10 protein-coding genes and 1 CRISPR repeat array are annotated in these 15054 nt (G+C 71.5%); of the genes, 7 read left to right on the forward strand and 3 right to left on the reverse strand.

The window, feature by feature from the left end:
• The first annotated feature begins 2 nt into the window (after positions 1-2).
• A CRISPR array of direct repeats spans positions 3-1371; the repeat unit is 28 nt; unit sequence GAGCAACCCCCGCGGGTGCGGGGCCGAC.
• 717 nt (positions 1372-2088) lie between these two features.
• The 6 genes from LX83_RS38700 (at position 2089) to LX83_RS17510 (ending at position 8013) form a co-directional block, all read left to right on the forward strand.
• Positions 2089-2295 carry a type I-E CRISPR-associated endoribonuclease Cas2 gene (locus LX83_RS38700; protein WP_407649598.1) on the forward strand — a complete coding sequence of 69 codons (207 nt, stop codon included), beginning with the start codon at positions 2089-2091 and terminating at the stop codon, positions 2293-2295.
• A gap of 832 nt (positions 2296-3127) precedes the next feature.
• Positions 3128-4474 (forward strand): RraA family protein, encoded by a 1347-nt coding sequence (locus LX83_RS17490; protein WP_253772608.1) that lies wholly within the window; start codon positions 3128-3130, stop codon positions 4472-4474.
• Positions 4474-5895: a TRAP transporter large permease subunit gene (locus LX83_RS17495; protein WP_253772610.1), complete on the forward strand. Its 1422-nt coding sequence runs from the start codon at positions 4474-4476 to the stop codon at positions 5893-5895. The genes LX83_RS17490 and LX83_RS17495 overlap by 1 nt, the downstream gene beginning before the upstream one ends.
• 35 nt (positions 5896-5930) lie before the next feature.
• The gene (locus LX83_RS17500; protein WP_253772613.1) at positions 5931-6197 is read left to right on the forward strand and encodes a hypothetical protein; all 267 of its coding nucleotides are present in this window, start codon (positions 5931-5933) and stop codon (positions 6195-6197) included.
• A complete protein-coding gene (locus tag LX83_RS17505) occupies positions 6190-7179 on the forward strand; it encodes a cyclase family protein (protein WP_253772616.1) in 990 nt (329 codons plus the stop codon). The genes LX83_RS17500 and LX83_RS17505 overlap by 8 nt, the downstream gene beginning before the upstream one ends.
• Positions 7180-7254: 75 nt before the next feature.
• On the forward strand, positions 7255-8013 hold the full coding sequence (locus LX83_RS17510; RefSeq protein WP_253772619.1) for an IclR family transcriptional regulator: 759 nt from the start codon (positions 7255-7257) through the stop codon (positions 8011-8013).
• A 45-nt stretch (positions 8014-8058) separates the two neighbouring features.
• On the opposite strand, the gene LX83_RS17515 is transcribed toward LX83_RS17510, so the two are convergent.
• Positions 8059-12432 (reverse strand): GH92 family glycosyl hydrolase, encoded by a 4374-nt coding sequence (locus tag LX83_RS17515; protein ID WP_407649599.1) that lies wholly within the window; start codon positions 12430-12432, stop codon positions 8059-8061.
• A gap of 228 nt (positions 12433-12660) precedes the next feature.
• Between LX83_RS17515 and LX83_RS17520 the strand changes: the two genes are divergently transcribed.
• Complete coding sequence (locus tag LX83_RS17520) at positions 12661-13641, forward strand: LLM class F420-dependent oxidoreductase (protein ID WP_308203997.1); 981 nt, start codon at positions 12661-12663, stop codon at positions 13639-13641.
• A 187-nt stretch (positions 13642-13828) separates the two neighbouring features.
• Here LX83_RS17520 and LX83_RS17525 read toward each other — a convergent pair whose 3' ends face one another.
• Together LX83_RS17525 and LX83_RS17530 are read right to left on the reverse strand one after the other, a co-directional pair.
• Positions 13829-14101 (reverse strand): GlsB/YeaQ/YmgE family stress response membrane protein, encoded by a 273-nt coding sequence (locus LX83_RS17525; RefSeq protein ID WP_253772623.1) that lies wholly within the window; start codon positions 14099-14101, stop codon positions 13829-13831.
• Positions 14102-14324: 223 nt separating this feature from the next.
• Complete coding sequence (locus tag LX83_RS17530) at positions 14325-14960, reverse strand: YigZ family protein (protein WP_253772626.1); 636 nt, start codon at positions 14958-14960, stop codon at positions 14325-14327.
• Positions 14961-15054: the final 94 nt, after the last annotated feature.

Below are 15054 nucleotides of genomic sequence, written 5' to 3' on the forward strand. Positions count from 1 at the left end.
GAGAGCAACCCCCGCGGGTGCGGGGCCGACGGGTGAAAGAGCCGAGCTGCATGGTGTTCTCCGGAGCAACCCCCGCGGGTGCGGGGCCGACGCCTCGCTGAAGATGGTGGCCAGCTCGGCCTGCGAGCAACCCCCGCGGGTGCGGGGCCGACATGTCATCGGGCCGGGTCAGCACCAGGATCATGAGCAACCCCCGCGGGTGCGGGGCCGACGTCGTTGTCGAACGGCGACGGGAACAGCCTGGCGAGCAACCCCCGCGGGTGCGGGGCCGACAGCCTCGCGGCAGCGAACCGCGATCCACGCCGGGAGCAACCCCCGCGGGTGCGGGGCCGACGTCGCCAGGCCGGCCGCCTCGGCGCGCAGCTCGGAGCAACCCCCGCGGGTGCGGGGCCGACTGCGACGAGTGCGCCAACGGCGCCTGTCGAGTCGAGCAACCCCCGCGGGTGCGGGGCCGACGACGTGCACTTGCTCGTCGGGATGCGCAACCAGGAGCAACCCCCGCGGGTGCGGGGCCGACCCATCCGCGCATTTCCGGCCTGGCGGTATGGCGGAGCAACCCCCGCGGGTGCGGGGCCGACTCTCGGTGGCATCCCCCGTGTTTCGCAGCTCAAGAGCAACCCCCGCGGGTGCAGGGCCGACGACGCGGCCACGCTGGGCGCGGTGCTCGCCGCGGAGCAACCCCCGCGGGTGCGGGGCCGACGAGGTCGGCGGGAGGCTCGGGGCGTACCGATGGGAGCAACCCCCGCGGGTGCGGGGCCGACGTCGACGGCAAGGAGGAGGGCGGCTCCTCCCCGGAGCAACCCCCGCGGGTGCGGGGCCGACGTCGCCCCAGTCACCGCCTGCAAGGTGTTCAGGGAGCAACCCCCGCGGGTGCGGGGCCGACAGGCCAGGCAGCGCCTTCCTCAGCCTCTTCAGGGAGCAACCCCCGCGGGTGCGGGGCCGACCTGCTGTACGGGGGCCGGCACTGCGCGCAGGCGGAGCAACCCCCGCGGGTGCGGGGCCGACCGCACCCTGGACGGAACCGTGATCGAACTCGAAGAGCAACCCCCGCGGGTGCGGGGCCGACGGGTCGGGGAGGCCGGAAGCTGGCCTGTAGCGCGAGCAACCCCCGCGGGTGCGGGGCCGACCGGCCTCACCGCCGAGGAGATCCAGGAGGTCCTGAGCAACCCCCGCGGGTGCGGGGCCGACGTCATCAGCACCGTGTCCGTGCTGATATGCCGCGAGCAACCCCCGCGGGTGCGGGGCCGACCGTACGGGTCGCCGCCACGGATCTTCTCGATGAGAGCAACCCCCGCGGGTGCGGGGCCGACAACAGGCGCCCTTCCCACTTCACGGCTGACGGCGAGCAACCCCCGCGGGTGCGGGGCCGACACTTCCTGACCTGGCGGTTTACCTGGCTTGGTGGCCTGTTTTGTCCATGTGTTTCGGAGGGCGGCAGCGGGAGTGGGGGTTCCTGCGCGGGGCTGAGGGGTAAGGGTCGGTCGGCACTGGGGCAGTCCCAGTAGAGCCGTTCACCCTGCGAGGGCTGCAGTCAGGTGGGGTTTCTGGGAGTGCGGACGTGGTCACGAAGGTCTTCCTGCTGTGTCTCGTCTGGCTGAGCTGTCGGTGCCTCTTTATATGCCGTCGGCACGGATCTAGTGGTCAAGGGGTAAGGGGATGTGTGCGGTTCGGTGAGGGTGAGGACGCACAGGTTACGCGGTGATTGGGTGTGTTGTGGGGGAAGTCGAAGGAGAAAGCTGGTGGTGTCACGAATCTGTTGATGGCGCACCTGGAGGGAAAGGTGATCGGGTGCGTTGTCAGGCTGCAGCGCCACGTGAGGGGTGTGCGGAATCGATGACTGCGGGAAGCCGACCGGGACCTCGACCAACTGTGGGACGGAGAGATCGGCGCGGTTGCGGGTGGGCTCAACTGGTCCAGCGAGTCCTTCGGCGATGCGGCTGTGCCACTGGTTGATCCGGGATGGGGAGTAGCACTTTGCGGTGGTTGGTTGAGGGTTCGAGGCTTAGGGGGAGAGTTGGGCAGTCGTGATCAGCGTGGTCGTGTTGACTGCTGAGTTGGAGGGTTTTGTGGGGGCTTGTGATCGGGTGGATGGTGGGGGCCAACGCTGGTGTGTTCTCGGGCAACCCGAGTCGACGCGTCCGTGATCGGTTGTGGGATCTGCTGGCCAGCCGGTATCCGGTTGCCTTCAAACAGGCTGGTACTTTCCGTGTGTTTTCCGCCGCGAAAGTCCAGCTCAACAGTCAGTCACGCACCTGCGGGGATAGTCCGGGGCTGACTCTCTCGGGGAGCCTGTGAGTGCTCCGGGCTGACGAGGGATGTCCAGAGTCGCCAGCCTGGGAGCAGGGTGGTGGGAGCAGATTGGGAGCGGCGCTTGGGTTTCAACTGCGCTGAACTGCATCCAGGAGCGTTCAATGGAATTGCCCTGACCTGCGGTTTCTTTGTTGTTGCAGGTCAGGGCAATTGGCGAAATTAGCTTGACACGGTAGAGGTCACTGGTTCAATCCCAGTATCGCCCACCAGTTATGCATACTGGTCAGACGGCCTGTTGACGATCATCGTCAGCAGGCCGTTGGTCATTTCTGGGGTGCCCGGATGGAGCGGTTGGTCGTGTGGCACCCCTGCTCGGCGGGCCGGGTTCTGCGAGCTGTTGTTCGTGGCGTTCGCCGCGGCTTGCTCATTCGCGTGGTGGCTCAGCCAACGATTCTCCGATCATGACGTGTGTCACAGGGGAATGGTTGTTGAGTAGTCGTCGGACTGGTGTTCCGGCCCCTCGGACTGCGTGGTGTCAGGAACGTGGTCTTCGAGCTGCCGCGTTTTTGTGAATGTGGTGTAGATCATGGAAATGCGAGCCCGACGGATTCCGTGTCCGGTCACGTCGGGCGTCTCTGGTCACCGGGGCATCTGTGCGTCGCCGGGTGGGTGCGGTCGCGATCCGGCTCGCGGCTGCCCGCAGTGCTAGTTGCTCGCGGGGCGGTGGACCGGTGCCAACGCGCTGGGTGAGGGTGGGCGCGCTCTGGGAACGTGGTGGTTCGGGCGAGTTCGCTATTGACTGGTGTCTCATCGCGTGACAATACTGCCCGTACTGCGGGAGTAGTTACCACTGTATGGAAATCTGCAAGGAGGCAGCATGCGGGCGTCGGTGTTGGGGCTCGGCGAGGCCGGGACGCTCTACGCGGCCGGGCTGGTCGGGCTGGGCTGGACCGTCACGGGCTACGACCCGGCCGACCGCGCCACCCCGCCCGGAGTGACCCGCGCGACCACACCGGAGGCCGCGGTCCGCGACGCCCAGGTCGTGCTGAGCCTGGTCGGCGGCAGGGCCGCCGAGGGCGCCGCCGCCTCGGTCGCCTCGTTCCTGGACCCGGGAGCGGTGTACGTCGACATGAACGCCGCCGCACCCGAGGTGAAGCCCAGGATCGCCGAGCTGGTCGGCGCGGACCGGTGCGCGGACGTCGCCGTGATCGGGTCGGTGCCGGCGCACGGCGCGGCCACCGCGGTGATCATCAGCGGGGGCGGCTCGGCCCGGGCCGCCGACGTCTTCCGGGAGTTGGCGGCGCCGGTCGAGGACATCGGCGGGGAACCCGGTGACGCGTCCAGGCGCAAGCTGCTGCGCAGCACGTTCATGAAGGGCCTCGGCGCGCTGATCGTCGAGTCGTCGACGGCCGGGCGCGCGGCCGGGGCCGAGCAGTGGGTGCGCGCCCAGATCGCCCGGGAACTCGCCGGCGGCGAGGCGGCGCTGGACCGGCTGCACAACGGCACGCTCAAGCACGCCGCACGGCGCGCCGACGAGGCCGCCGCGGCCGCGGCGCTGTTGGACTCGCTCGGGGTGTCCCCGGTGATGACCAGGGCGACCGCGGAAGCGCACCGTCGGCGCGCGGATGCCGCGCTGGCGCCGGCCGAGGACCTGCTGGCCGAGTTCGCGGGGTTGGCCGTGGCCAACCTCGGGGACGCGCGCGACCGGATGGGCATGCTCGACGGCGCGGTGCGCGCCCTGTGGCGGGGAGCGCGGGTGGCGGGGTGGGCCCGCACCGTCTGGGTGCGCAACGGCGACAACCTGGCCCTGCACCGGGCGATCGCCGCCGCCCGGCCGGGCGACGTGCTCGTCGTCAACGGCGGTGGTGACACCAGCCGGGCGCTGATGGGTGAGCTGATGGCCGAACGGGCCAAGCGCCGCGGCGTCCTCGGCATCGTGGTCGACGGGGCCGTGCGGGACGTGGCCGAACTGGAGCGGATGGGCTTTCCCGCCTGGGCGCGCGGGGTGTGCGCCGCCGGGCCCTACAAGAACGGCCCCGGCAAGGTGGACGTCCCGGTCGCGGTCGGCGGTGTCGTCGTCCAGCCCGGTGACCTCGTCGTCGGCGACGACGACGGCGTCATCGTGATCCCGGCGGCCGAGGCGGTCGCCAGCCTGCTCGGTGGCCGCGCCGTGGCGGCCGACGAGGCGCGCCGCCGCGCCGCGATCCTCGCCGGGACCGCGTGATGACCGGGGTGTGGGCGCTGCTCGCGTTCGTGGCGGTGATCATCGTCTGGAACGCGGTGTTCAAGCGCAACATCGGCGAGGCGATGATCCTCGGGTTCGTGGCGGTGTGCGCGTTCGCGGTGGTCGGCGGCACCGAGCACGGCGGATCGGCGTGGTCGGCCATTGGCGATGCCGTGGCCGACGCCCTGCAGGAGGAGGTCACCTTCGCCGGGCTGGCCTTCGTGTTCATGTCCTACCTGCTGTCCAGGACCCCGGTGCTGGACAGGCTGATCGACCTGCTCAACTCGGTGCTCGGACGGCTGCGGGGCGGCCCGGTCTACACGGCCACCGTCGCCGGCGGCATCTTCGGCGCGATCGCGCACGTGGGCGCGGCGGTCACCGCGGCGGTCGGCGCCGTGACGGTGCCGTGGATGAAGCGGTCCGGGGTCAGGCCGGAGCTGGCCGCCACCGTCGTCGCCGGCGGCGCCGGCATGGGCGTGAGCTTCCCGTTCTCCGCGACCATGTTCATCCTCGTCGGCGGGCTCGCCGCCCAGGGGATCATGCAGCCCGACGAGATCGTCGCACCGCTGGCGTTGGCCGGCCTGTGGTGCCTGGGCTACCGGATCGTGCTGGCCTGGTTCCTCGTCCGGCGCAACGGCATCGAACCCGTCGCCGAGCAGGACCGGCTGCCACTGCGGCGCAGCCTGCGGTCGGGCTGGACCTCGCTGCTGCTGTTCCTGCCGATCCTGGTTCCGCTGCTGCTCACGCGCGGTCCGCTCGCCGACGCCCTGGGCGGCTACGCCGGTGTCGGGGAGGAGCTGAAGAAGCCGGTCCGGCTGGCCGACGGCACCGCGCTCGCCGCGCAGCCCTACGCCATGTCGGACGTGATCAGCCTGATCACCTGGATTCCGGTGCTGATGATCGCGCTCGTGCTGTTCCTCGGCCGCCGGCACCTGCCGCGCACCGCGTCGGGCTGGTGGTCCACCCTCGGCAAGGCCGCGCCCTCCTTCGGGGTCATCGGCATCACCATCGTCGCCGCCTTCTCCGCCTCCAACGTCCTGGCCGACCTCGGCCTGGCCAGCCAGCTGGAGGCCGTGCTCGCCAGTCTCGAGGCGTCCAGCTGGATCATGGCCGTCGCGATCGGCGTCATCATCGTGGCGATCGCGATCCCGCTCACCGCCAGCGCGACCATGGCCGCGGTCGGGCCGGTCGCGGTCGCCGCCCTGGTCGGGGCCGGGATCCCGGCGCCCGTCGCCGCGGCGGCGGTGCTGATCTTCGCCTCCACCGAGGGGGCGTCGCCGCCCTCGGGCGCGCCGATCTACGTGGCCGCCGGCATCGCCCAGGTCGATCCGGTCAAGACGTTCCTGCCCCTGCTGAAGTACTACTGCCTGCCCATCCTCGCGCTCGGCGTGCTCATCGCCGTCGGCGTGCTCCCCGTCTGACCCCGGTACGCCTCCCGGTACGAGAGAAGCAGCACATGAGTTCAACGCTGAACCGCCCCACGCCCGCCCGGGCCAGGACCGCCCGGATCACCACCTTCCTGTTCGCCCTCACCGTGGTGTTCTTCCTGCTGGCCGGGCTGGTGATCGTCGTCGGACAGATCGCCGCCCTCGTGGCCGGTGACGCCACCGCCGCGCGGCACTGGGCCGGCACCGTCGCCCCGTTCGCGTTCGGCGGTGCCTCCGCCGCCGGCCTGCTGTCCTTCGTCCTCTCCTACCGCCGGCAGGAGCCCGACCATGACTGAGACCGACAACGCCGCCCGCCCGGACGTGCCCTCCTACGCGGCGCTGCTCGAGCACGTCCCGCCCGGCTCCAGCTGGGGGGTCTTCGACCGGGACGCCGAGCGCGGCACGGCCAACTTCGCCGGACCCGCCCAGGTGCTCGACGGCGTCGCCGCGGTCACCCGTGGCGCGGTGTTCAGCCTCGACCACGCCCTGGACGCGTTCGACCCACCGATGGCGCGGGCCCGCTCCGCACCGCGCCACGAACTCCTCGCCGCCCACGACCAGGTCCGCGACGACGTGCTGCACCACTTCTACCCGCAGGCCAGCTCGCAGCTCGACGGGTTGCGGCACCGCCGCGCCTCCGGGCACGGCTTCTACAACGGGGTGCCCGACGACCTCATCCGCGCCGGCCATCCCGCGCTGGGGGTGCAGCGCTGGGCCGAGCAGCCGATCGTCGGCCGCGGCCTGCTCATCGACGTCGAAGGGCTGCTCGCCGCGGCGGGCACCCCGCTGGACCACCGGCAGGGGCCGGCACTGGACGTCGACGTGCTGGACCGGGCCCTGCACGCGCAGGGCGAGCGGGTGCGGCCCGGTGACCTGGTGCTCGTGCACACCGGCTGGGCGCGCTGGTTCCTCGACGCCGATCCCGCGGTGCGCGGTGAGGTGCGCGACGCCCGGCGGGCCACGGGTTTCCGGCAGACCCGCGACCTGCCGGCCTGGCTGTGGGACCACCGGGTGGCGCTCTTCGCCACCGACACCTTCGCCGTGGAGGTGCTGCCCGTGGCCACCGACACCTTCCTGGCCAGCGCGCCCGAGGACGCCGGCATGATGCACCAGGAGCTGATCGCGAAACTCGGCGTGCCCCTCGGTGAGCTGTGGAACCTCACCGACCTCGTCGCGGACAGCCGAACCCACCACCGCTGGGACGCCCTCGTCGTCGTCAAACCCCTCCACCTGGTCGGCGGGGTCGGCTCACCACCCAACGCCACGGCGCTCCGCTGACACCTGGCGGACAACTTCACCACTGTGTGGAAAGATGGGTCGGTCCGTCACCCGCACAACAGGGAGCCGTGGCACATGGCGGAGTCGGCGAAGCCCGCGACCAGCATGCGCTCACTCGAACGAGCCATCGACATCCTCGAGGTCTTCGACGCCAGCCAGCACGCCCTGCGGCTGACCGAGATCGCCCGCCGCGCCGGCCTGCCGATCGCCACCACCCAACGCATCCTCGGTGTCCTCGAAGCCAGGGGCCGCGTCGAGCGCGACGCCAACGGCTACCGGCCGGGCGTCGGGCTGATCTTCGGCGCGCACGCCTACCTGGCCACCAGTCCGCTGCTCAACGCCGCCCGCCCGGTGCTGCAGGACCTCGCCGCCGCCACCGGCCTCACCGCCTCGCTGTTCAAGCGCATCGGCTGGTTCCGCGTCGTCCTCGCCCGCGTCGACGGCGCCACCCCGCTGCGCTACGAACTGCCCATCGGCGAACGCCTTCCGCTGCACCTCGGCGCCGGCAAGGCGCTCGCCGCCCAGATGACCGACGACGAACTCGCCGGGTTCCTCGACCAGCTCGACAGCCACACCCGGGCCGACGGCAGCACGGTCGACCGTGACCAGTTCCTCGCCGAACTCAGCACGATCCGGGAACTCGGCTACTCCCAGGCCCGGGGCGAACGCGAACCCGGCATGGCGTCCGTGGCCGCCCCGGTGCCGGACCCCGCCGGGGCGTCGGCCGCGGTGCAGGTCACCGGCACCTACACCGACGTTCCCGAAGACCGCGTGCCCCAGCTCGGGGTGGAACTCCAGCGCGCGGCCCTGGCCATCGCCCGCCGCACCCCGTGATCCGCGGGCGGTCGCGCGCCGCGGCACCGCTACCCGCGCGACCGGTCACAGGCCCTGGCACTGGCCGGTCACCGGTCCCCGGGTGGTGTTGGCCAGGCCGTTGTTGACCGGGGCCGGCTTGTTGTCCACACAGGACAGCGGGCCGGTGATGCCGGTGGCCGAGACCAGCGGGGCGCGGGTGGTGGCGTTGCCGGTCAGCTCCACCGGCCCGTGGATCTGGCTGTGCTCGATGCTCACCTCACCGGTGGTGCCGACCAGCCGGACCGGGCCGGTCACCCGGGCGCCGGTGAGCACCACGCGGTCCGCGCCGGCCGCGTTGACCGGGCCGGTGATCGAGCCGCCCCGCACGTACAGCGACGCGTCCCGCGCCACCGTGACCGGGCCGGTGATCGCGGCACCGTCCACACAGGTCACCCCGTCGGTCGCGGCCAGTCCGCCGGAGCGCGCGTCGGTGATGGTGGTGTCGCAGGCCGGCTCGGGACTGGCCAGCAACTCCACCTCCGCCAGGGTGGTGGTGGACTGGCCGGTGTTGCCGGTGATGTCCAACCGGTACCAGGAGTAGCGGCCGGGCTGGCTGATCCGGAACGCCCTGGTCTGCTGGCGCCAGCTGAACTTCTGGTCGGCGCGCTGGTCCAGCGTGGTCCAGGTGGTGCCGTCGTAGGAGCCGCGCAGCACCCAGCCGGTGGGGTCGCCGTCGGTCTTGCCGGAGGTGAGCGTGTAGAAGCTGACCGGGTCGGGGTTGGCCGCGTTCAGGTGGTAGCGCACCCACGGTGTCCGGCCGGCCAGGCTGACCTGGGTCTGCGAGGAGTTGTCGAACAGGCCGGCGACGTTGCCGCCGTCGCTGGCACCGGCCTCGCCCCGGCCGGGGCCGGTCAGGTCGGCCATCGGCCGGGCCACGGCGTCGCCGGTGGTGATCGACGGCGGCACGTCGTCCCGGCCGGTGCCCCACGCCGACGGGGTCGGGCCCATGTCGAAGTCGAGCACACCGCCCCGGGCCAGCAACTCGTGCGGCAGCGAGGTCTGCTGGTAGGGCTGGCCGTTGACCTTCAGCCCCCGCACGTAGACGTTGCGCTGGCTGTTGGCGGGCGCGTTGATCACCAGGTCGCGGCCGTTCTCCAGGTGCACGGTGGCCTTGGTGAACAGCGGCGAGCCGATCGCGTAGCTGGCGCTGCCCATGCGCAGCGGGTAGAAGCCCAGCGCGCTGAAGACGTACCACGCGGACAGCTCGCCGTTGTCCTCGTCGCCGCCGTAGCCCTGGCCGATCTCACTGCCCAGGTAGTGGCGGGACAGGATCTCGCGGACCTTCTCCTGCGCCTTCCACGGCTGGCCCGCGTGGTCGTACATGTAGATGATGTGGTGCGCCGGCTGGTTGCTGTGGCCGTACTGTCCCATCCGGACATCCCTGGCCTCGGTCATCTCGTGGATGATCCCGTTGTAGGAGCCGGGGAACCGGGCGGTCTCCGGGGTGCTGAAGAACTCGTCCAGTTTGGCGGCGAGCTTGTCCCGGCCGCCGTAGAGGTTGGCCAGCCCCTGCCCGTCCTGCGGCACGGTGAAGGCCATGTTCCACCCGTTGGTCTCGGTGTAGTCGTGGCCCCACACCCGGGGGTCGTAGTCCTGAGGGGACAGTCGCCAGCCGCCGTCCGGGTTGCGGCCCTGGAAGAAACCGACGTTGGGGTCGAACATGTGCACGTAGTTGAGCGCCCGGTTGCCGAAGTACTCGGCGTTGTCCAGGTACTCCTGGCGGCGCGGGTCGTCCGGCGCGCTGCGCTCGTACAGCGCCCTGGACATGGTGGCGATGCCGAAGTCGTTGATGTAGCCCTCCAGCGCCCACGACATGCCCTCGCCGGTGGCCGTCGAGGTGTAGCCGAGGAAGATCGAGGTGTCCAGGCCCTTGCGGCCCACGCCGATGCTGGGCGGGGTCACCGTGGCGTTCTTGACCGCCGCGTCGTAGGCGGCGCGCACGTCGAAGTTGGTGACCCCCTTGGCGTAGGCGTCGGCGAAGGACACGTCCGAACTGGTGCCGGTCATCAGGTTGGCGTAGCCGGGCGAGGACCACCGGGAGATCCAGCCGCCGTCCCGGTACTGCTGGACGAACCCGTCGATCAGCTCACCGGCCCTGCTCGGCGTCAGCAGCGTGTAGGCCGGCCAGGTGGTGCGGTAGGTGTCCCAGAACCCGTTGTTCACGTAGATCTTGCCGGGCACCACCTTGGCGCCGGTCTGGGTGGGGCTGTCCTTGCCCACCGGTGCTGACACCGGGCTGGCGTAGGAGTGGACCGGACTGGTGGCGGTGCCGGTGTTCTCGAAGCCGGAGTTGGGGTAGAGGAACAGCCGGTACAGGTTGGAGTACAGGGTGACCAGCTGGTCCTCGGTGGCGCCCTCGACCTCGATCACGCCCAGGGTCCGGTCCCACTGCTGGCGGGCCCGGTCGCGCACGCTGTCGAACGTGTCGGTCGGGCCGATCTCCAGTTCCAGGTTCTTCCTGGCCTGGGCCACGCTCAGCAGCGAGGTGGCGATGCGCATGGTGACGACCTTGTCCGCGCCCGGGGTGGCGAAGCTGAGGTAGCCGGCGACGTCGTCGCGCCCGCCGCCGGTGAGCCGGCCGCTGGCGGTCACCGGGCGGTCCACGGTGGCGTAGACGAACAGCCTGGTCGCGCCGGTCGACCCCGCGCTCTTCACGTCGGAGTAGCCGGTGACCACGCCGGCCGCCGGGTCCAGGGTGAGGCCGCCGTCGTTGGTGACGTTGTCGAAGACCACAGTGGACTGATCACCGGTGAAGGTGAACCGGAACACCGCGGCGTGGTCGGTCGGGGTGATCTCGGTGCGCATGCCGTTGTCGAACCGCACGCCGTAGTAGTGCGGCTGGGCGATCTCGTTGTCGTGGCTGAACGGCAGCGCCCGCGCGGCCCGGTCCAGCACGGGCGCGCCGGCCACCGGCATCACCTGGAAGGTCTGCCGGTCGCCCATCCACGGACTGGGCTCGTGACTGGCGGTGAACGCCTGCAGGGTCGGCCGGTTCGCCGCGTTGTTGGCCTTGTGGTACTCGTAGAGCCATCTGGTCGAGCCCGCGTCGGTCATCGGCGACCAGAAGTTGAACCCGTGCGGCACGGCCGTGGCCGGGAAGTTGTTGCCCCGGGAGAAGCTGCCGCTGGAGTGGGTGCCCCTGGTGGTGAGGGCGTACTCGGCGAAGCTGGCGCGGGTGGTCGTGGCCGGGGTGTCGGTGATGCTGATGTCGTCCACCCAGCCGTTGAAGCTGGTCGGTCCGGTGGGGTTGTCGTAGGCGAGCAGGACGCGGGTGATCCGCTTGCCCGCGGCGACCGTGCCGATGGCCGCGCTCAGGTGGTTCCACTGGTTGGTGTACAGCGCCTTGGACGCGCCCTGGCCCCTCGGGGACAACTCGAAGCCGTGCTGGTCGCGCACGCCCAGCTCGCTCAGGTAGCTGCCGTCGGCGAAGGCGAGGTCGACCGAGACGTGGGTGCTCGGGTAGTTCAGGTCGTCGCCGGCCGAGGTGCTGACGAAGTCCGGGAAGACCACATAGGACAGTTGGGTGCGCGGGGTGACCGTGATGTCGACGTCGAAGATCTTGTTGTACGAGTAGCCGCGGCCGGCCGCGGTGTGCGTGCCCTGGTAGCGCAGGGCGCGCAGCCCGGTGAACCCGGCGTGGGCCTTGGCGCTGTAGCCGCCGCCCGGCCCCCGGCTCGGGTGGGTGCGCATGTTGGGCGGGATGGGGTCGGGGTCGGCCTTGGCCAGCTGCACCTCGGCGAGCTGGGTGAGCGGGCCGCCGTTGTTGGCGGTGATCTCCAGCTGGTAGTGGCGGTAGGCCGTGGTGTTGGCGGTCTGGTAGGCCCGGGTCTGGAAGCGCTCGTCGAACCGCTGCCCGGACTGGCGGTCCAGGACCGTCCACTGTTGACCGTCGACCGAGCCGCTCAGCGTCCAGTCCCTGGGGTCGCGTTCGGCGGAGTCGTTGGCCGAGGACAGCGCGTAGCGGGCGACGGCGACCGGGTCGGTCAGGTCGAAGCGCACCCAGCCGGTGCTGGCCCGGACCAGCCACTTGGTGGTGACGCTGCCGTCGACCAGGTTCTCCTTGACCTCACCGGCCTCGGCGTTCTCGCCGTTGGCGGTCACCGTCGCCACGGTGTCGGTCACGTTGCCCGGCAGGCTGATCGAGTCCTCCCCGCTGACCCCGTGCGCGCGGGGCTGGCCGGTGGCGTCGGTGTCGACGGTGTCCAGCCAGTCCGGCTGGGGATCGCCGGCTTCGAAGGAGGAGGAGAAGGAGGTCGCCTCGGCCACGGCCGCTCCTGGTTCGGCGAGCACGGGGGTCCAGCCGGTCACCGCCAGTATGGCCGCCAGCGCACCCGCCAGCGGCAACCGAACCCGCCGGCCGCCCGGAAACCCCGGCCGCCGTCTCCGCAGTCGTGTCATCGTCCGCGCCCCCCACCACGTGTTGGGATACGAAGGGTCGCGGCGGTGTGACCGTGCGTGACCCGGGCTCAGCGAATCGGCACGGCCACCCGGGTGTCAAGACGCCGGCCGGATCCTGTCCCGAAACCTGTCCGCGCTCGGCCGTTTCGGGCACCGCGCCAGCGGTCGTCCCGCCGTGTCAACGGCGTCGCGCTGACCGAGCGGAGCCGGGCGGGCCGTGTCAGCGTAGTGACCATGGTGCGCTTTGGATACACGTTGATGACCGAGCAGGCGAGCCCCCGCGACCTCGTCCGCTACGCCGCCGGCGCCGAACGCAGCGGCTTCGACTTCGAGGTCATCAGCGACCACTACTCGCCGTGGCTGGACACCCAGGGCCACGCCCCCTACGCCTGGAGCGTGCTCGGCGCGGTGACCCAGGTGACCGAGCGGGTCGAGTTGATGACGTACGTGACGTGCCCGCTGATGCGGTACCACCCCGCCGTGGTCGCCCAGAAGGCGGCCACCGTGCAACTGCTCTGCGACGGCCGGTTCACCCTGGGCCTGGGCGCGGGGGAGAACCTCAACGAGCACGTGGTGGGGCGCGGCTGGCCCTCGGTCAACGTGCGGCACGAGATGTTCGTGGAGGCGCTGAAGATCATCTCGGCGCTGTTCGCCGGCGGCTACGTCAACTTCTCCGGCCAGCACTATCGGGTGGACTCGGCCAAGCTGTGGGACCTGCCCGACCAGCGCGTGCCCCTGGCCACCGCCGTGTCCGGCCACCAGGGCATCGAGCACTTCGCCGGCCTGGCCGACGGCATGATCGCCACCGAGCCCAGGGCCGAGCTGTGCCGGGCGTGGGACGACGCCGCCGGCAACGGCCGGTCCCGCAAGATCGGGCAGATCCCGATCTGCTGGGACCCGGACCGGGACGCGGCCGTGCGCCGGGCGCACGACCAGTTCCGCTGGTTCGCGGGCGGGTGGAAGGTGAACGCGGAGCTGCCCGGCCCCACCGGGTTCGCCGCGGCGACGCAGTTCGTCACCGAGTCGGACGTGGCCGAGCACATCCCGTGCGGCCCGGACGTGGACCGGATCGTCGCGGCGGTGGCCCCCTACTGGCAGGCCGGCTTCACCGACGTGGCCCTGGTGCAGGTGGGCGGCGACCACCAGGACGACTTCCTGGACTTCGCCAAGGGACAACTGCTGCCGGCGCTGCGCGAGGCCGCCGGATGAGCCCCGGGCGCGCACCGCTGTGGCGGCCGAGCCGCGGGTGTGCACCGCTGTGGCGGCCGAGCCGCGGGCGTGCACCGCTGCGGCGGCCGAGCCGCCTGGGCACAGCGGTGGGGCGGACGAGCCGGGGTCACTCGTCCGCCCCACCGGGCTTGCGGTTGTTGGGTTGTCGGTGTGCGAGCGTCCTCGGTCAGTGGAGCTGACGCCGGCCGTAGGTGCCCGACGCGATGCTCACGCCGATCGCCGCCAGGACGACCTGGAAGATCAGCTCGATCCAGTCGAACCCGCTCGTCTCGGCGACCCCGACAGCTCTGGCGATCAGCGTCCCGATCAGCGCGGCGATGATACCGATCACGATGGTGAGCCAGATCGGAATCCGCTGCTTGCCCGGGACGACCAGTCGGCCAAGCGCCCCGATGATCAGACCGACGATGATCGCGGTGATGAGGCCTGTGACGGTCATGATGTTCTCCCGTGTGAGTCGAGAACGTGTTCGAGTCTCATCTGCCCGTTCCAGCGCCGGCTGAAACACGATTTTGTCGATGAGTTGCCCAGGACACGTGCCCGCCCGGGCGGAATCCGACGGGTGCGCCCCAGGCGGAGAGCGGTTTCGCCGGCCGGTCAGCCGCGGTGCCGCCGCGTCACCCGACCTCGCCCGCACCCGGCCGCTGGCGTGGGGATCCGGGCTACTCGGCGGCGACCTCGACGAGCACGCGCGCGCCGGGCACGGCACGGCCGCGACCGCCGGTCCGCTCGGCCAGCCAGGTGGCGAAGCCCGCCTCGTCGGCCACCGGCACCAGCACGGTGAACCGGACCGCGGCGGCGTAGTCCACCTCGGCGATCCGGTGGCCGGCCTCGCGCAGCGCGTGCTCCAGCCGGCCGGCCCCGGCGTGGTCGGTGGTCACGGCCATCTCGGTGAACGCCCGCCGGCGCAGCGTGCCCACCCGGTCGATGGTCTCGCTGACCGCCCGGCCGTAGGCGCGCACCAGCCCGCCCGCGCCGAGCTTGACCCCGCCGAAGTAGCGGGTCACCACGACCACGGTGTCGGTCAGCCCGCGCCGGCGCAGCACCTCCAGCATGGGCACGCCCGCGGTGCCGGCCGGCTCGCCGTCGTCGCTGGACCGTTGCAGCTGGGCGTGCTCGCCGATGCGGAACGCGGTGCAGTTGTGCGTGGCGTTCCAGTGCTCGCGCCGCACCCCCGCGATGAACGCCTCGGCCTGCCGCTCGTCGGTCGCCCTGGCCACCGAGCACAGGAACCGGGACCGGTTGATCTCGATCTCGTGCGTCCCCGTGCCCCGGATCACCAGTTGACCCTCGTGCATGCCACTTCCCGTTCGCTGTGTGCCGATACCGCGGCTGCGGTGCCTTGCCCGCCCCCGCGCTGCCCGGCCCGGTGATCTTGATGGCCTGACGCCC

Source organism: Goodfellowiella coeruleoviolacea (assembly GCF_024171785.1).
In the GTDB taxonomy this organism is placed as follows: domain Bacteria; phylum Actinomycetota; class Actinomycetes; order Mycobacteriales; family Pseudonocardiaceae; genus Goodfellowiella; species Goodfellowiella coeruleoviolacea.